A 17,500-nucleotide genomic window follows, 5' to 3' on the forward strand; every position below is an offset into this window, starting at 1 on the left:
GCGAGTTACGATCCCGTGCGAGGTTAAGCTGAAGAGGCGGAGCCGCAGCGAAAGCGAGTCTGAATAGGGCGTTTAGTACGTGGTCGTAGACCCGAAACCAGGTGATCTACCCATGTCCAGGGTGAAGTTCAGGTAACACTGAATGGAGGCCCGAACCCACGCACGTTGAAAAGTGCGGGGATGAGGTGTGGGTAGCGGAGAAATTCCAATCGAACCTGGAGATAGCTGGTTCTCCCCGAAATAGCTTTAGGGCTAGCCTTAAGTGTAAGAGTCTTGGAGGTAGAGCACTGATTGGACTAGGGGTCCTCATCGGATTACCGAATTCAGTCAAACTCCGAATGCCAATGACTTATCCTTAGGAGTCAGACTGCGAGTGATAAGATCCGTAGTCAAAAGGGAAACAGCCCAGACCGCCAGCTAAGGTCCCAAAGTGTGTATTAAGTGGAAAAGGATGTGGAGTTGCTTAGACAACTAGGATGTTGGCTTAGAAGCAGCCACCATTTAAAGAGTGCGTAATAGCTCACTAGTCGAGTGACTCTGCGCCGAAAATGTACCGGGGCTAAATACACCACCGAAGCTGCGGATTGATACCAATGGTATCAGTGGTAGGGGAGCGTTCTAAGGACAGTGAAGTCAGACCGGAAGGACTGGTGGAGTGCTTAGAAGTGAGAATGCCGGTATGAGTAGCGAAAGACGGGTGAGAATCCCGTCCACCGAATGCCTAAGGTTTCCTGAGGAAGGCTCGTCCGCTCAGGGTTAGTCAGGACCTAAGCCGAGGCCGACAGGCGTAGGCGATGGACAACAGGTTGATATTCCTGTACCACCTCTTTATCGTTTGAGCAATGGAGGGACGCAGAAGGATAGAAGAAGCGTGCGATTGGTTGTGCACGTCCAAGCAGTTAGGCTGATAAGTAGGCAAATCCGCTTATCGTGAAGGCTGAGCTGTGATGGGGAAGCTCCTTATGGAGCGAAGTCTTTGATTCCCCGCTGCCAAGAAAAGCTTCTAGCGAGATAAAAGGTGCCTGTACCGCAAACCGACACAGGTAGGCGAGGAGAGAATCCTAAGGTGTGCGAGAGAACTCTGGTTAAGGAACTCGGCAAAATGACCCCGTAACTTCGGGAGAAGGGGTGCTTTCTTAACGGAAAGCCGCAGTGAATAGGCCCAAGCGACTGTTTAGCAAAAACACAGCTCTCTGCGAAGCCGTAAGGCGAAGTATAGGGGGTGACACCTGCCCGGTGCTGGAAGGTTAAGGAGAGGGGTTAGCGTAAGCGAAGCTCTGAACTGAAGCCCCAGTAAACGGCGGCCGTAACTATAACGGTCCTAAGGTAGCGAAATTCCTTGTCGGGTAAGTTCCGACCCGCACGAAAGGTGTAACGATTTGGGCACTGTCTCAACCAGAGACTCGGTGAAATTATAGTACCTGTGAAGATGCAGGTTACCCGCGACAGGACGGAAAGACCCCGTGGAGCTTTACTGTAGCCTGATATTGAATTTTGGTACAGTTTGTACAGGATAGGCGGGAGCCATTGAAACCGGAGCGCTAGCTTCGGTGGAGGCGCTGGTGGGATACCGCCCTGACTGTATTGAAATTCTAACCTACGGGTCTTATCGACCCGGGAGACAGTGTCAGGTGGGCAGTTTGACTGGGGCGGTCGCCTCCTAAAGTGTAACGGAGGCGCCCAAAGGTTCCCTCAGAATGGTTGGAAATCATTCGTAGAGTGCAAAGGCATAAGGGAGCTTGACTGCGAGACCTACAAGTCGAGCAGGGACGAAAGTCGGGCTTAGTGATCCGGTGGTTCCGCATGGAAGGGCCATCGCTCAACGGATAAAAGCTACCCCGGGGATAACAGGCTTATCTCCCCCAAGAGTCCACATCGACGGGGAGGTTTGGCACCTCGATGTCGGCTCATCGCATCCTGGGGCTGTAGTCGGTCCCAAGGGTTGGGCTGTTCGCCCATTAAAGCGGTACGCGAGCTGGGTTCAGAACGTCGTGAGACAGTTCGGTCCCTATCCGTCGTGGGCGTAGGAAATTTGAGAGGAGCTGTCCTTAGTACGAGAGGACCGGGATGGACGCACCGCTGGTGTACCAGTTGTTCTGCCAAGGGCATAGCTGGGTAGCTATGTGCGGAAGGGATAAGTGCTGAAAGCATCTAAGCATGAAGCCCCCCTCAAGATGAGATTTCCCATAGCGTAAGCTAGTAAGATCCCTGAAAGATGATCAGGTTGATAGGTTCGAGGTGGAAGCATGGTGACATGTGGAGCTGACGAATACTAATAGATCGAGGACTTAACCATATAATATGAAGCAAATGTTATCTAGTTTTGAAGGAATATGCCTTCATAGTTTGGTGATGATGGCAGAGAGGTCACACCCGTTCCCATACCGAACACGGAAGTTAAGCTCTCTAGCGCCGATGGTAGTTGGGACCTTGTCCCTGTGAGAGTAGGACGTCGCCAAGCTATTTATATTGTCGCGGGGTGGAGCAGCACGGTAGCTCGTCGGGCTCATAACCCGAAGGTCGCAGGTTCAAATCCTGTCCCCGCAACCAAATGGTCCCGTGGTGTAGTGGTTAACATGCCTGCCTGTCACGCAGGAGATCGCCGGTTCGACCCCGGTCGGGACCGCCATTTCATATAAAGAAAAGAACGAAACAAGTTGTTTCGTATTTTTTTATTTGTTTTAACAAAAAACTAATAAAGACAGTCAAACTATCCTTAGGACAACTCCTAAGGACTTTTTTATATATTCAAAACCTGTATAATAAAGAGCAGAGAACATTGTGAGTAAAGTAGGTGAAGTCTGTGAGTAAATATGAAGTAACAACAAAATCTTCTGAGGAAACACAAAGGTTATCAGAAAAACTAGGTGAGCTCGTAGAGGCACAAGACGTAATTATTTTAGAAGGAGATCTTGGAGCTGGTAAGACGACTTTTACAAAGGGACTAGCAAAAGGTCTTGGAGTGAAAAGAGTTGTAAATAGTCCTACCTTTAATATCATCAAAGAATATAAAGGAAGATTACCGCTATATCATATGGACGTGTATCGCTTAGCAGAAAGTGAAGAGGACTTAGGCTTTGATGAATATTTCTACGGTGAAGGAATTACGGTAGTAGAATGGGCTCATTTAATAGAAGCATATTTACCGAATGAAAAGTTACAAATTAGTTTATTCCATGCTGGAGATGACACAAGAAAAATTATACTCGAGCCAATTGGAGATCGCTATATTAGATTATGTGAGGAGCTATTACAAGATGAAAGTACTAGCAATTGATACTTCAAATTACGTAATGGGTGTATCCCTTATTGAGGAAGAAAACGTAATTGGGGAAATCATTACAAATTTAACAAAAAACCATTCTGTACGTCTTATGCCAGCTGTAGAGAAACTGTTAAAAGAGTGTGGCGTAAAACCGAAGGAATTAACTAAAATCGTTGTAGCTGCTGGACCTGGATCCTATACAGGTGTTCGTATAGGCGTGACAGCGGCGAAAACATTAGCTTGGTCACTTCAAATACCAATTGTAGGTGTATCAAGTTTAGAGGTAGTAGCTGCAAACGGTGCTAACTTTAACGGGTTAATTTGTCCTTTATTTGATGGAAGACGTGGGCAAATTTATACTGGGTTATATACATATGAAGGAGAGCAGTTAACTTCAATAGAAGAAGACCGAATTATTCTTATTGTAGACTGGTTGCAAATGTTAAAAGATAAAGGACAGCCTGTTTTATTTATCGGTAACGATGTTAAATTGCATAAAGAAACAATTATAGAACATTTAGGTGATCAAGCTGTATTCGCTCCATTTACTAAAAATAACCCAAGACCAAGTGAGCTAGCATTCTTAGGATTACAAAAAGAAGAACAAGATGTGCATACGTTTGTTCCAAGCTATCTTCGTTTAGCTGAAGCTGAAACAAAGTGGTTAGAAAGTCAAAACAAGTAGGAGCTTGCAGAAGATGGATATGATATTTAGAAAGATGGAGCTTGATGATATTGCTCAAATTGTAGCTATTGAAGAAGCGTCTTTTTCAACTCCTTGGACTGCAGATGCCTTTCACCGTGAATTAACGATGAATGAACATGCACATTATATTGTGTTAGAAAAAGATGGTCGTGTAGTCGGGTATTGTGGATTGTGGATAATTATTGATGAATCACATATAACAAATATAGCTATTTTGCCAGAATACCGAGGTCAAAAGTTAGGAGATGCCCTATTGAAAGCAGTTATTTCTGAAGCGAAAGAACTAGGGGTAAAAACAATGACACTTGAAGTACGTGTATCAAATGAAGTAGCAAAGCAGTTATACAGAAAATACGGATTTCAAAATGGTGGGATTCGTAAACGATACTATGCAGACAATCAGGAAGATGGTCTCGTAATGTGGGTGAATATATAATGGAAAAAAATACGATTATACTTGGTATTGAAACAAGTTGTGATGAAACAGCAGTAGCAGTTGTTAAAAATGGAACGGAAATTATTGCGAATGTCGTTGCATCACAAATTGAAAGTCATAAACGTTTTGGCGGCGTTGTACCAGAGATTGCATCACGTCATCATGTAGAAGAAATTACAGTTGTGTTAGAAGAAGCTTTAAAGGAAGCAAACATCACATTTGATGATATTGATGCAATTGCTGTAACAGAAGGTCCTGGTTTAGTAGGAGCACTTCTAATTGGAGTAAATGCAGCGAAGGCAGTAGCGTTTGCACATGATATTCCGTTAGTCGGTGTTCATCATATTGCTGGTCATATTTATGCGAACCGTTTAGTAAAAGAAGTTCAATTCCCGTTATTATCACTTGTTGTATCTGGTGGGCATACAGAACTTGTTTATATGAAAGAACATGGTTCATTCGAAGTAATTGGTGAAACACGAGACGATGCAGCTGGAGAAGCATATGATAAAGTAGCTCGTACGTTATCTATGCCATATCCAGGTGGTCCTCATATTGATCGCCTTGCACATGAAGGAGAACCGACAATTGATTTGCCTCGTGCATGGCTAGAACCGGATTCGTATGATTTTAGCTTTAGTGGATTGAAATCAGCAGTTATCAACACTGTGCATAACGCAAAACAGCGCGGTATAGAAATTGCACCAGAAGATTTAGCGGCAAGTTTCCAAGAAAGTGTAATAGATGTACTTGTAACGAAAGCAGCTCGTGCAGCAGAAGCTTATAATGTAAAGCAATTACTTCTTGCTGGTGGAGTAGCTGCTAATAAAGGACTTCGTGCGCGATTAGAAGAGGAATTTGCACAAAAAGAAAACATTGAATTAATTATTCCGCCGCTATCTTTATGCACAGATAATGCAGCGATGATTGCAGCGGCAGGGACTATTGCTTATGAACAAGGTAAGCGTGCAACATTAGCCTTAAATGCAAATCCAGGATTAGATATTGAAGCATAGTTATACACATAATTAACCACAGGTTGTGGATAAAACCCATATTATCTGTTGATAATGTGGGTTTTATTGTGTATATAAAATGTTGATAACTTTTTTACTGACCGTGGATAATGTGGAAAAGTTATTTTGATGTTTATTTTATAAAGGTGGATATGTGTATAAACTTGTGGATAAATAGGTTGATGTCAGACCTTTGAATTTGTTCTTTTTCGGGAAATAAAAAGCAAGAAGATATCCCCGAAAAACATTTTGAAACATCTCCCCATTATAGAAGATGCTAATATTGTCAATCTTTGTCGTTAAAAAGATATTTCGTGTCGAATTGTTAATATATATAGGGTTACAATAGATATATTTAAAAAATCGTTAGTATATTCTAAGTTACGATAGATATATTCAAAAAATTGTTTAAGTACTAAAAAAAGATGTCACATAGTCAAAAATCCTGACTTATGAGACATCTTCCTTATTTAAATATGCTTATACATGCAGCTCTTCCCATTCTGCCATACAAGTTTCAAGTTGTTCTTGTAGCGTTTGCTTTTTAGTTGTAATTTCACTAGCTTTTTCATAATCTGCATATATTTCTGGTAAGCAAAGTTGATCTTCTAACGTAGCAATTTCTTCTTCTAATTCCACTATACTTTGTTCTAGCTCTTCAATTTTTCTAGTGCGTTGACGCTCTAGTTTTTTACGCTCTTTTTCTTCTAAATAATTTAATTTCTCTTGTGCAACCACCTTTTGAACAGGAACGTCACTTTCTTGCTGTTCAAGTTCTGCACGTTCAATCATTTCATTTTTCTTTTCAACGTAGTAATCGTAATCCCCTAAATATTCCTGTGCACCTTCTGTTGATAACTCAACCACAGTCGTTGTTACACGGTTAATAAAGTAGCGGTCATGTGAGACGAATAGAAGAGTCCCTGGGTAATCAATTAAAGCATTCTCCAAAATCTCTTTACTATTTAAATCAAGGTGGTTCGTAGGCTCATCTAGAATTAACAAATTTGACTTTTGCATCATAAGTTTTGCAAGAGCTAATCGAGCTTTTTGTCCACCACTAAGGGAAGATACTGGTTTCAGTACATCATCTCCTGTGAATAAAAAATTCCCAAGTATAGTACGGATTTCTTTTTCCGGTTGCAGTGGATATTCATCCCATAGTTCATTTAAAACCCGTTTAGAAGATGTTAAGTTTGCTTGTTCTTGATCATAATAACCAACAGATACATTTGATCCGAAAGAAACATCACCATTTAATAGTGGTAACTTATTCACAATGGATTTTAACAATGTGGATTTCCCAATTCCGTTTGGACCAACTAAAGCAACACTATCTCCGCGAGTTAAGCGCATAGTTACATGTTCAATTATAGGGTTTCCATCATAGCCGATGGTTGCATCATTTACTTGTAAAACATCATTTCCACTTTGTTTTTCAATATCGAAGTGGAATGATGCTGACTTAGAATCCCCTAATGGTCTCGTTAATAATTCCATTCTGTCTAGTTGTTTACGGCGACTTTGAGCACGTTTCGTTGTAGAAGCGCGAGCTATATTCTTTTGAACGAAGTCCTCAAGTTTTGCGATTTCATCTTGTTGTTTTTCGTAACGTTTCATTTCTTGCTCATATAATGCTGATTTTAAGTCTAAATATTTACTGTAGTTACCAACAAATCGTCTGCTTTCTTTATTCGAAATTTCATATACTTGTGTAACGAGTTTGTCTAAGAAATAACGGTCATGTGAGACGATTAATATTGCGCCAGGATAACCTTGCAAATATTGCTCAAGCCATGTTAATGTTTCGATGTCTAAATGGTTTGTAGGCTCGTCCAAAATAAGTAAGTCTGGTTTTGTTAATAATAATTTCCCGAGAGCTAATCTTGTTTTTTGCCCGCCGCTTAAAGTAGAGATCGTCGTCTGGTGCGTTTCAACTGGGAAGCCAAGGCCGCTTAAAATGGAGCGAATATCCGCTTCATATTGATATCCACCTTGATCTTTATAATTGAGTTGTAGTTGGTCATAATCAGCTAACAATCTTTCATATGTAGCTTCGTTTGAAAAGTTTTTTTCTTTTCCCATTTCTTGCTCAAGCCTTCGAAGTTTTGTCTCCATTTGCTGTAAGTGGGTAAAGACGGTTAGCATTTCATCCCAAATTGTTAAAGACGTTTCTAGTCCAGTATTTTGAGCTAAATATCCGATTGAGACATCTTTCGGTTTTATAATTTCGCCACCATCATGAGATAATTCACCAGCGATAATTTTTAATAATGTAGATTTTCCTGCTCCATTCCTTCCAACTAATGCGATACGATCTTTTGTTTGTACTTCCAATTTTATGTTTGCAAGAATCGTTTCTGCACCGTATAATTTCGAAAGCGCGTTTACTTGTAATAAAATCAATGTTTTCACCTCAAATAATTTCTTAACTTTGCCATGTTTATATTTCTCAATCATACTAAAAATAGTGTATAGTTTAAAATAAAGAGAGAATACTTCTTCTCTTTATTATACAAGGAATTTAATGAGTGCTAAACTTCTGTATTTGATTAAAGTATATGAATAAAGATAGGAAGAGAGGAGAGGTCATATGGATCAGCAAAAGATTCCACAAGCCACTGCTAAAAGATTGCCTCTATACTATCGATTTATCCAAAACTTATCTCTTTCTGGTAAGCAGCGTGTTTCATCGGCCGAATTGAGTGAGGCAGTAAAAGTAGATTCCGCAACAATACGAAGAGATTTTTCGTATTTTGGAGCGTTAGGGAAAAAGGGATATGGATATAACGTAAATTATTTATTATCATTTTTCCGCGAAACACTTGATCAAGATGATATAACACGTGTAGCACTTATTGGAGTAGGTAATTTAGGGACCGCTTTCTTACATTATAATTTCACGAAAAACAATAATACAAAAATTGAAATGGCATTTGATGTTAGTGAAGAGAAAGTTGGAACAGAAATCGGGGGCATTCCTGTATATCATTTAGATGAATTAGAAGAGAGATTATCAAATGATATACAAGTGGCAATATTAACAGTACCGGCTACAGTAGCACAAGCTGTAGCAGATAGATTAGCTGAAACAAGCGTGCACGGTATTTTGAATTTCACACCAGCGCGATTAAACGTATCAGAGAATATTAGAATTCATCATATTGACTTAGCTGTAGAGTTACAAACATTAGTTTACTTTTTGAAAAACTATCCACAATAAAACGCAGAGGAAGCGACCTCTGCGTTTTATTATTGTTTCTTCTTTGTGAATTTAACTAATATAAGGCGAAGTGCCAAATTAAAATCAATTGTTGCCATAACTGCAAATAGTATTGTCCACATATTCCAGATTGTATCTGTCACGTTCGTAATGGCGAAGCGTGTAAAGATACATCCAAGAAGGAAGTATAGTGCAGCCATGAACAATGGTGAGTTTCTCATACAAAAAATCCTCCGATAAAGCCTTGCATTTTTTCAGCTTCTTTAATCATTTCTTGAATTTGTTCATTGCTCATAAAAATTTGCCCAATAGCGACTAATGTATTCATCGCAACATGAGCTGCAATCGGAACGATAATACGTTTCGTCTTCACATATAAGAAGGCGAATACGAGCCCCATAGCAGTGTATACCAATAAGTGAGTAAAATCAAAATGAATTGTTGCGAATACAAGCGAACTAATGATAGCTGCGATAAAGAAGTTAAACTTCTTATAAAGCGTGCCGAATAGAATTTTTCTAAATACGATTTCTTCTAAGATAGGTCCAATTATAGATACAACAATAAGGAACCAAGGTATCGTTCTTGCGATGTCCAACAGTCTGTCTGTATTCTCAGATCCACGTGGAACCCCAAATACATACATTTCAATCATACCTGCAATGGATTGTGAGATGATTGCTAAGAAGAACCCGATAAAAATCCATCCAATAGTAGCTGGAACAGAAGAGCGCATTGGATCTAAATGCCTGTCACGAATATCTGTTCTAAGTAACCAAAGCACGATACATAATGCAATAAAGAAGCTAATGATTGCCCAGTGTCCCGTTATGATTTGTCCTTTTTCTTCAATGGTAAATCCTCTATTATCATAGAGTCCTGTTTTTAGGAGAAGTGGTAATCCAACAACGCCAGATAACTGCATTAAAATGTATGTAACGATAATCCACCAGTATTGTTTCTTCAAATGGTTTAACCATCCTTTCTAACTATAGTGTATGAGATAAGTTAGGATAACATGTAAATATGCTACCTACGATATAAACCTCTTGAATTATGTTTTTTTCGTAAATCCTTATTTGAAATTATAATAGAAGACAGGAGAAAGTTGTATGTGTAGCGAAAACAACTTAGGGTGTCCTTTCATATTGTAACATACGAGCAGTGGAAACAACGATTCATATAGTAAAGGCAGTATTGTATATAGAAAGTTTATATAGTGATTTGCGAAAAAATTATGATTTTTTTACTTGCAAAAGAAATTGAGATTATTTATTATTATAAGTGTGTTAGCACTCGGATGACTTGAGTGCTAATAAAAGAAATTTACATAACAAAATGAGGAGGTTATTGTTCATGCTAAAGCCATTAGGTGATCGCGTTGTAATTGAGCTTGTTCAAGCAGAAGAAAAAACAGCAAGTGGTATTGTATTACCAGATACTGCAAAAGAAAAACCACAAGAGGGTAAAGTTGTTGCAGTAGGTACTGGTCGAGTGCTTGAGAATGGTGAGCGTGTTGCTTTAGAGGTAGCAGCAGGTGATCTTATCATCTTCTCAAAATATGCAGGTACTGAAGTGAAATATGAAGGTACAGACTACTTGATTTTACGTGAAAGTGACATTTTAGCAGTTATCGGTTAATTATATAAATCTTAAAAAATCCAAGGGGGTCAATTATTATGGCAAAAGATATTAAATTTAGTGAAGAAGCACGTCGTTCGATGCTTCGCGGTGTCGACACTCTTGCAAACGCAGTAAAAGTTACGCTTGGACCAAAAGGTCGTAACGTTGTACTTGAGAAAAAATTTGGTTCACCACTTATTACAAATGATGGTGTAACAATCGCAAAAGAAATCGAATTAGAAGATGCATTCGAAAACATGGGTGCGAAATTAGTAGCAGAAGTTGCTAGCAAAACAAATGACGTAGCTGGTGACGGAACAACAACTGCAACTGTATTAGCGCAAGCTATGATTCGTGAAGGTCTTAAAAACGTAACAGCTGGTGCGAACCCAATGGGGCTTCGTAAAGGTATCGAAAAAGCTGTTACTGCTGCAATTGAAGAATTAAAAACGATTTCTAAACCAATCGAAGGCAAATCTTCTATCGCACAAGTAGCTGCTATTTCTGCAGCTGACGAAGAAGTAGGTCAATTAATCGCTGAAGCAATGGAGCGCGTTGGTAACGACGGCGTTATTACTTTAGAAGAGTCTAAAGGATTCACAACAGAATTAGACGTAGTAGAAGGTATGCAATTTGATCGTGGATATGCATCTCCTTACATGATTACTGATTCTGACAAAATGGAAGCAGTTCTTGATAACCCATACATCTTAATTACTGACAAAAAGATTTCTAACATTCAAGAAATCTTACCAGTATTAGAGCAAGTGGTACAACAAGGTAAACCACTTCTTATCATTGCTGAAGATGTAGAAGGCGAAGCTTTAGCTACATTAGTAGTGAACAAACTTCGTGGTACATTCAACGTAGTAGCTGTTAAAGCTCCTGGATTTGGTGACCGTCGTAAAGCAATGCTAGAAGATATCGCAATCTTAACAGGTGGCGAAGTAATCACTGAAGAATTAGGTCGTGACTTAAAATCTGCTACAGTTGAATCTTTAGGACGCGCTGGTAAAGTTGTTGTTACAAAAGAAAACACAACTGTAGTTGAAGGTGTAGGAAGCACAGAACAAATCGAAGCTCGCATCGGTCAAATCCGTGCGCAATTAGAAGAAACAACTTCTGAATTCGATCGTGAAAAATTACAAGAGCGTCTTGCTAAACTAGCAGGTGGCGTACCAGTAATTAAAGTAGGTGCAGCAACTGAAACTGAGTTAAAAGAGCGCAAACTTCGCATTGAAGATGCACTTAACTCAACTCGTGCAGCAGTAGAAGAAGGTATCGTTGCAGGTGGTGGTACTTCACTTATGAACGTATACACAAAAGTAGCTTCTATCGTAGCTGAAGGCGACGAAGCAACAGGTATCAACATCGTACTTCGCGCACTAGAAGAGCCAGTTCGTCAAATCGCAATCAACGCTGGTCTAGAAGGATCTGTAGTTGTAGAGCGTCTAAAAGGCGAAAAAGTAGGCGTTGGTTTCAACGCAGCTACTGGCGAATGGGTTAACATGCTTGAGTCTGGTATCGTAGATCCAGCTAAAGTAACTCGTTCTGCACTTCAAAACGCAGCATCTGTTGCAGCTATGTTCTTAACAACTGAAGCTGTAGTAGCTGACAAGCCAGAACCAAATGCACCAGCAATGCCTGACATGGGCGGCATGGGCATGGGCGGTATGGGCGGAATGATGTAATTCCGTTTGTCCTAAAAAACATCCATTTCTATATAGAAATGGATGTTTTTTTATGTTTTTTTGAAAAGGAAATGAATTTCTGTAGAATTTTGTCGCTTTCTCTCTTGACCATATTGATACTTCATTGTTAGAATCTAGGAAGATAATATAAAACGATCCTTCATATATCCTCAATGATATGGTTTGAGAGTCTCTACCGGGTTACCGTAAACAACCTGACTATGAAGGCAGTGTGTCTTATATTTATAAAGAGCGGAGACTATCTTTCTTTATAAAGCCAGACCCCTGCCTTTTCTTTGTTATGAGACTAGAGGCGGAGGACTGGCTTTTTTTATTATATTGGTAATGCTTTTCGCCAAATTGGTGAAAATATTTATATACGAGAACTAACGTTGGGGTGATTATTTTGAAGAAACAACACGATACAATTATCGTTTTAGATTTTGGAAGTCAATACAATCAGTTAATAGCACGTCGAATTCGTGAGTTCGGTGTATACAGTGAACTTCATCCACATACAATTACTGCAGAAGAAATTAAAGCAATGAACCCAAAAGGGATTATTTTCTCTGGTGGACCAAATAGTGTATACGGTGAAGGTGCATTACATTGTGATGAAAAAATCTTTGAACTAGGTTTACCAATCTTCGGTATTTGTTACGGTATGCAGCTTATGACGCAACAATTCGGTGGTAAAGTAGAGCGTGCAAATCACCGTGAGTACGGAAAAGCTGTTCTTAAAGTAGAGAACGAATCAAAATTATATGCGAACCTTCCAGAAGAGCAAGTTGTATGGATGAGCCATGGCGACTTAGTAACTGGTTTACCTGAAGGATTCGTAGTAGATGCAACAAGTGAGTCTTGCCCAATTGCTGGTATGAGCAATGAAGCGAAAAACTTATACGGTGTACAATTCCACCCAGAAGTACGTCACTCTGAGCACGGTAACGATTTAATTAAAAACTTCGTATTCGGTGTATGTGGTTGTTCTGAAGGATGGAACATGGAGAACTTTATTGAAGTAGAATTAGAAAAGATTCGTGAAACTGTTGGAGACAAAAAAGTACTATGCGCACTTAGTGGCGGTGTAGACTCTTCTGTTGTAGCAGTATTAATTCATAAAGCAATTGGTGATCAATTAACATGTATTTTCGTTGACCACGGTTTACTTCGTAAAGGTGAAGCAGAAGGCGTTATGAAAACATTTAGCGAAGGCTTCCATATGAACGTTATTAAAGTGGATGCAAGAGACCGCTTCATGGACAAGTTAAAAGGTGTAGAAGATCCAGAACAAAAACGTAAAATCATCGGTAACGAATTCATTTACGTATTTGATGATGAAGCGTCAAAATTACAAGGTATGGACTTCTTAGCGCAAGGTACACTTTACACAGATATCGTTGAGAGTGGTACAGCAACTGCGCAAACAATTAAATCTCACCATAACGTTGGTGGACTTCCAGAAGACATGCAGTTCAAATTAATTGAGCCTTTAAACACGTTATTTAAAGACGAAGTACGTGTATTAGGATCTGAATTAGGAATTCCTGATGAAATCGTATGGCGTCAACCATTCCCAGGACCGGGTCTTGGTATTCGTGTATTAGGTGAAATCACAGAAGAGAAATTAGAAATCGTTCGTGAATCTGATGCGATTTTACGTGAAGAAATTATTAAAGCGGGCTTAGACCGTGAAATCTGGCAATACTTCACTGCGCTTCCTGGTATGCGTAGCGTAGGTGTTATGGGTGACGAGCGTACTTACGATTACACAGTAGGTATCCGTGCGGTAACATCTATCGACGGTATGACAGCTGACTGGGCACGTATCCCTTGGGACGTATTAGAGAAAATCTCTGTACGTATCGTAAACGAAGTAAAACACGTTAACCGTATCGTGTATGATGTAACGAGTAAGCCACCAGCAACTATTGAGTGGGAATAGTATTTATAAAAAGGTCCATCTATTGCTTATGCATAGGTGGATCTTTTTTATTTTGGTGTTAATACGAACGAAACTATAAAAGTTTATAAAAACGTTCGTTTTTAAATTGACAAAACTACTTCGTCGAGTTAATATGATTATGTAATTCAAACGAAAAGTGAATATTATGCCGTCGTATAATATCGGGGATATGGCCCGAAAGTTTCTACCTAGCTACCGTAAATGGCTTGACTACGAGGCGTTTTTATAAAGGTGAGGGGAATCTTATCTTTATTCATAGAACGCTTCCATGTATATATGCAATGGAAGCCTTTTTTATTTCTCGGGATAAAAGAGGGCTAGGGTGAAATACGGCGAGTAATCATATAACGGGGGAAACGTAAGATGAAACGCTATTTTCAGTTTGATGAGCTCGGTACGAATTATAAGACTGAGTTCATAGCAGGGTTAACGACATTTCTATCTATGGCTTACGTACTATTTGTCAATCCTGCTACGCTGTCGCTTGGAAATGTTAAAGGGTTACCAGCAGGTACAGGGATGGATCCAGGGGCAGTATTCGTTGCTACGGCATTAGCGGCAGCGATCGGTTCGTTAATTATGGGTATTTTCGCGAAGTATCCAATTGCTTTAGCGCCAGGTATGGGAATTAACGCGTTCTTTGCTTATACAGCAGTGTTAACGATGGGGATTCCATGGCAAACAGCAATTGCCGGAACATTAATGTCAGGTATTATCTTTATTATTCTTACTGCTTCAGGTATTCGTGAAAAAATCATCAATGCAATTCCATCGGAGTTAAAGTTTGCAGTGGCAGCAGGTATCGGATTGTTCATTGCATTTCTTGGATTCCAAAATGCCGGAATTATCGTGAAAAATGATGCAGTTCTTGTTGGGTTGGGGGACTTAACAAAGGGTACAACGTTACTAGCAATCTTCGGGGTTGTTACTACGATCATCTTCATGATTAAGAAAATTAATGGTGCAGTATTTTACGGTATGATTCTTACAGCGATCTTAGGAGTAGCAACAGGATTAATTGATACTCCGAAAGCTGTGGTGGGAGCAATACCGAGTCTAGAACCAACGTTCGGCGTGGCGTTAACGCACTTCGGAGATATTTTCACAGTTCAAATGGGGATTGTTATTATAACGTTCTTCTTTATCGATTTCTTTGATACAGCAGGTACGCTTGTAGCGGTTGCAAATCAAGCAGGATTAATGAAGAACAATAAATTACCACGTGCAGGAAAAGCGTTATTTGCAGATGCGATTGCAACTGTAATTGGTGCGATCTTGGGTACATCAACAACAACGTCTTACATTGAATCGTCTGCAGGGGTAGCAGCAGGAGGACGTTCTGGATTTACAGCAGTTGTAACAGCAGGATTCTTTTTACTGGCACTATTCTTCTCGCCATTACTAAGTGTTGTAACGCCAGCAGTAACGGCGCCGGCTTTAATTATTGTAGGAATCTTGATGGTTTCTTCCTTAGGGGAAATTGATTGGAAGAAATTCGAGATTGCAGTGCCAGCATTCTTTACAATTATCTCTATGCCACTTACGTATAGTATCGCAACTGGGATTGCGATTGGATTTATCTTCTATCCAATTACAATGGTAGTGAGTGGTCGTCGTAAAGAGGTTCATCCGATTATGTATGTTATGGGAGTTTTATTCGTACTATATTTCATCTACGTTCGTAAATAAAAGGGGTTTTTTAAAGGTCTAGACTTAAGGGGAGTCTAGACCTTTTTTGCGTCTTCAGAAAATCTTAAGGATTTCCGAGCGTTTTTCTTCAGAAGTTTTCCTATAATAGAAGTTAGGGATTAAAAAAGTGATGGGGGAGATATTGTGGCACACGAAACAATACTTGTCGTAGATGATGAAAAAGAAATTCGGAATTTAATTACAATCTATTTAAAGAATGAAGGATATAAAGTATTACAAGCAGAAGACGGAGAAGAAGGGTTACGTCTATTGGAAGAAAATGAAGTACATCTAGTCGTATTAGATATTATGATGCCGAAAGTGGATGGTATTCATATGTGTATGAAGGTAAGGGAAGCGAAAGAAATGCCTATTATTATGCTTTCTGCCAAAACGCAAGATATGGATAAGATTTTAGGATTAACAACAGGGGCAGATGATTATGTAACGAAGCCGTTTAATCCGTTAGAGCTAATTGCACGAATTAAATCTCAGTTACGCCGTTATATGAAAATGAATGGTTTCGCTATTCAAAATGAGGACGAGTTAGAAATTGGGGAGATGAAAATCAACATCTCGACCCATAAAGTTATTGTAGAGGGAGAAGAAGTGAAACTAACTCCGAGGGAATTTTCAATTTTAGAATTGCTAGCTAGAAATCCAGGTATGGTGTTTAGTGCGGAGCAAATTTATGAAAAGGTGTGGAACGAACGATCTTTCCAGTCTGATAATACTGTAATGGTGCATATTCGAAAAGTGCGTGAAAAGATTGAGGAGAATCCAAGGAAACCTAGATATATAAAAACAGTATGGGGAGTGGGGTATAAGATTGAAAAAGATATTTAATCCGTTTACTTATATAAGGAAAATAAGACAATTAATTGAGAAATTAGTAAAGAGCGTACGAAAGAGTATAAGGATTCAATTGATTACTACTTTTGCTGCTTGTGCGTTATTAGGAGTTTTGTCAGCAAAGGCAGCAGCACCGTTTTTTGAGAATGCGAATCGTCAAGCAACTATCGATTATCGGGCTGGTATGGAACAAATTAATCACCAAGCTCAAGGAGCGGCAAATAGTTCGGTTCATGAAAATAAATTAGAAGCTATATCAAATATGATCGAAATGGAGAACCAAAATTTAGAGCAAGGGTCTAGAGCTTTGAAGATATTGGTTACTGATGAAAGTGGCAAAGTTTTATATAAAACAAAGCAAGCGCAAGAAGAGCAAATCGATTTGCATAATACGATTCGTAATGCAGCATCATTCGCGATTAATTATACAGATGGTAGAAATGTATTTGAAAGTACAAGAAAAGAGTTTATATCTTTTTCACCTATTACTATTGATGGAAAGAATTTGTACATGTTTGTTAGTGGAATTCCAGAGGGAGAGGTAATATATGATACGCAAGAAGGACCATTCCCGTTTTTAATTGGTGTACTTGTATTCATTTTCTCTTTCTTCTATATAACAAAGAGAAAGATGAAGCAGATTGAAGCAATGGCACAAGGCGTAAAGGAAATAGAAAGAGGTAACTTAGCCTACCGCATTGAGAAAAAAGGTGAAGATGAGATTGCAGCTTTAACGGAGAATATTAATAATATGGCAGAAGAGCTTATGAATAATATAGAAAAGGAACGTAAATTAGAAAAGCAAAAGAATGAGCTTATCACAAATGTATCGCATGATTTGCGTACACCACTTACTTCTATTATGGGTTACTTACGATTACTTCGAGATTCTAAATATGAAAATAAAGAACAACACGATGAGTATACGAGAATTGCTTTTGCAAAGTCGGAGCAGTTAAAAAATTTAATAGAAGATTTATTTGAGTATACGAAGTTAACAAATGAACAAGTTGTATTAGAAAAACAAGAAGTA

General features: G+C 39.2%; 14 protein-coding genes, 2 tRNA genes, 2 rRNA genes and 2 riboswitches (2 of these 20 running past the window's edge). Of the genes, 15 read left to right on the forward strand and 3 right to left on the reverse strand.

What is annotated here, in order from left to right:
* The 8 genes from BC_RS01445 to tsaD form a co-directional block, all read left to right on the forward strand.
* Positions 1-2,296, forward strand: a 23S ribosomal RNA gene (locus BC_RS01445) (it extends 626 nt beyond the left edge of the window).
* A gap of 49 nt (positions 2,297-2,345) precedes the next feature.
* Positions 2,346-2,461 (forward strand): 5S ribosomal RNA (gene rrf, locus BC_RS01450).
* Positions 2,462-2,473: 12 nt separating this feature from the next.
* Positions 2,474-2,550 (forward strand) — tRNA-Met (locus tag BC_RS01455).
* Positions 2,551-2,553: 3 nt separating this feature from the next.
* A tRNA-Asp gene (locus BC_RS01460) sits at positions 2,554-2,629 on the forward strand.
* Positions 2,630-2,803: 174 nt separating this feature from the next.
* Positions 2,804-3,277 (forward strand): tRNA (adenosine(37)-N6)-threonylcarbamoyltransferase complex ATPase subunit type 1 TsaE, encoded by a 474-nt coding sequence (gene tsaE, locus BC_RS01465; protein WP_000049642.1) that lies wholly within the window; start codon positions 2,804-2,806, stop codon positions 3,275-3,277.
* Positions 3,258-3,950 carry a tRNA (adenosine(37)-N6)-threonylcarbamoyltransferase complex dimerization subunit type 1 TsaB gene (gene tsaB / locus BC_RS01470; RefSeq protein WP_000865740.1) on the forward strand — a complete coding sequence of 231 codons (693 nt, stop codon included), beginning with the start codon at positions 3,258-3,260 and terminating at the stop codon, positions 3,948-3,950. The genes tsaE and tsaB overlap by 20 nt, the downstream gene beginning before the upstream one ends.
* A gap of 13 nt (positions 3,951-3,963) precedes the next feature.
* Positions 3,964-4,407, forward strand: coding sequence for a ribosomal protein S18-alanine N-acetyltransferase (gene rimI / locus BC_RS01475; protein ID WP_000367190.1), 444 nt, complete (start codon positions 3,964-3,966; stop codon positions 4,405-4,407).
* Positions 4,407-5,423 carry a tRNA (adenosine(37)-N6)-threonylcarbamoyltransferase complex transferase subunit TsaD gene (tsaD, locus tag BC_RS01480; RefSeq protein WP_000414585.1) on the forward strand — a complete coding sequence of 339 codons (1,017 nt, stop codon included), beginning with the start codon at positions 4,407-4,409 and terminating at the stop codon, positions 5,421-5,423. Before rimI ends, tsaD begins: the two co-directional genes overlap by 1 nt.
* Positions 5,424-5,903: 480 nt before the next feature.
* Here the strand turns inward: tsaD and BC_RS01485 are convergent, their stop codons facing one another.
* The gene (locus tag BC_RS01485) at positions 5,904-7,829 is read right to left on the reverse strand and encodes an ABC-F family ATP-binding cassette domain-containing protein (protein ID WP_000602153.1); all 1,926 of its coding nucleotides are present in this window, start codon (positions 7,827-7,829) and stop codon (positions 5,904-5,906) included.
* 187 nt (positions 7,830-8,016) lie between these two features.
* Between BC_RS01485 and BC_RS01490 the strand changes: the two genes are divergently transcribed.
* Entirely contained in the window at positions 8,017-8,646 is a 630-nt protein-coding gene (locus tag BC_RS01490) for a redox-sensing transcriptional repressor Rex (protein WP_000372699.1), read from the forward strand.
* A 29-nt stretch (positions 8,647-8,675) separates the two neighbouring features.
* Here the strand turns inward: BC_RS01490 and BC_RS01495 are convergent, their stop codons facing one another.
* Entirely contained in the window at positions 8,676-8,867 is a 192-nt protein-coding gene (locus BC_RS01495; RefSeq protein WP_001246201.1) for a YdiK family protein, read from the reverse strand.
* The gene (locus BC_RS01500) at positions 8,864-9,613 is read right to left on the reverse strand and encodes a CPBP family intramembrane glutamic endopeptidase (protein ID WP_000745322.1); all 750 of its coding nucleotides are present in this window, start codon (positions 9,611-9,613) and stop codon (positions 8,864-8,866) included. Before BC_RS01500 ends, BC_RS01495 begins: the two co-directional genes overlap by 4 nt.
* A gap of 389 nt (positions 9,614-10,002) precedes the next feature.
* Between BC_RS01500 and groES the strand changes: the two genes are divergently transcribed.
* The 6 genes from groES to ampS all read left to right on the forward strand — a co-directional run.
* The gene (groES, locus tag BC_RS01505; RefSeq protein ID WP_000917311.1) at positions 10,003-10,287 is read left to right on the forward strand and encodes a co-chaperone GroES; all 285 of its coding nucleotides are present in this window, start codon (positions 10,003-10,005) and stop codon (positions 10,285-10,287) included.
* A gap of 38 nt (positions 10,288-10,325) precedes the next feature.
* Positions 10,326-11,960 (forward strand): chaperonin GroEL, encoded by a 1,635-nt coding sequence (groL, locus tag BC_RS01510; protein ID WP_001029995.1) that lies wholly within the window; start codon positions 10,326-10,328, stop codon positions 11,958-11,960.
* A gap of 140 nt (positions 11,961-12,100) precedes the next feature.
* A riboswitch (purine riboswitch) is annotated at positions 12,101-12,202 on the forward strand.
* Between the two features lie 164 nt (positions 12,203-12,366).
* Positions 12,367-13,905, forward strand: a complete 1,539-nt coding sequence (guaA, locus tag BC_RS01515; RefSeq protein ID WP_000743924.1) for a glutamine-hydrolyzing GMP synthase — start codon at positions 12,367-12,369, stop codon at positions 13,903-13,905.
* Between the two features lie 152 nt (positions 13,906-14,057).
* Positions 14,058-14,159, forward strand: a riboswitch (purine riboswitch).
* A 130-nt stretch (positions 14,160-14,289) separates the two neighbouring features.
* Entirely contained in the window at positions 14,290-15,615 is a 1,326-nt protein-coding gene (locus tag BC_RS01520) for an NCS2 family permease (protein ID WP_000833082.1), read from the forward strand.
* A gap of 144 nt (positions 15,616-15,759) precedes the next feature.
* Positions 15,760-16,461 carry a response regulator transcription factor gene (locus BC_RS01525; RefSeq protein ID WP_000929879.1) on the forward strand — a complete coding sequence of 234 codons (702 nt, stop codon included), beginning with the start codon at positions 15,760-15,762 and terminating at the stop codon, positions 16,459-16,461.
* A protein-coding gene (gene ampS, locus BC_RS01530; protein WP_000719220.1) for an aminopeptidase AmpS crosses the window boundary here: on the forward strand, positions 16,445-17,500 show its 5' portion. 450 nt of this gene lie beyond the right edge of the window; 1,056 of the gene's 1,506 nt are visible here — the first part of the coding sequence; its start codon is at positions 16,445-16,447; its stop codon lies off the right edge, out of view. The genes BC_RS01525 and ampS overlap by 17 nt, the downstream gene beginning before the upstream one ends.

This window comes from Bacillus cereus ATCC 14579, from assembly GCF_000007825.1.
Lineage (GTDB): Bacteria > Bacillota > Bacilli > Bacillales > Bacillaceae_G > Bacillus_A > Bacillus_A cereus.

Bases quoted from the DNA above. Each gene is read 5' to 3' on its own strand.
- tsaB (WP_000865740.1), top strand. From the start codon at position 3,258: ATGAAAGTACTAGCAATTGATACTTCAAATTACGTAATGGGTGTATCC.
- rimI (WP_000367190.1), top strand. From the start codon at position 3,964: ATGGATATGATATTTAGAAAGATGGAGCTTGATGATATTGCTCAAATT.
- tsaD (WP_000414585.1), top strand. From the start codon at position 4,407: ATGGAAAAAAATACGATTATACTTGGTATTGAAACAAGTTGTGATGAA.
- BC_RS01490 (WP_000372699.1), top strand. From the start codon at position 8,017: ATGGATCAGCAAAAGATTCCACAAGCCACTGCTAAAAGATTGCCTCTA.
- BC_RS01495 (WP_001246201.1), bottom strand. From the start codon at position 8,867: ATGAGAAACTCACCATTGTTCATGGCTGCACTATACTTCCTTCTTGGA.
- groES (WP_000917311.1), top strand. From the start codon at position 10,003: ATGCTAAAGCCATTAGGTGATCGCGTTGTAATTGAGCTTGTTCAAGCA.
- groL (WP_001029995.1), top strand. From the start codon at position 10,326: ATGGCAAAAGATATTAAATTTAGTGAAGAAGCACGTCGTTCGATGCTT.
- BC_RS01520 (WP_000833082.1), top strand. From the start codon at position 14,290: ATGAAACGCTATTTTCAGTTTGATGAGCTCGGTACGAATTATAAGACT.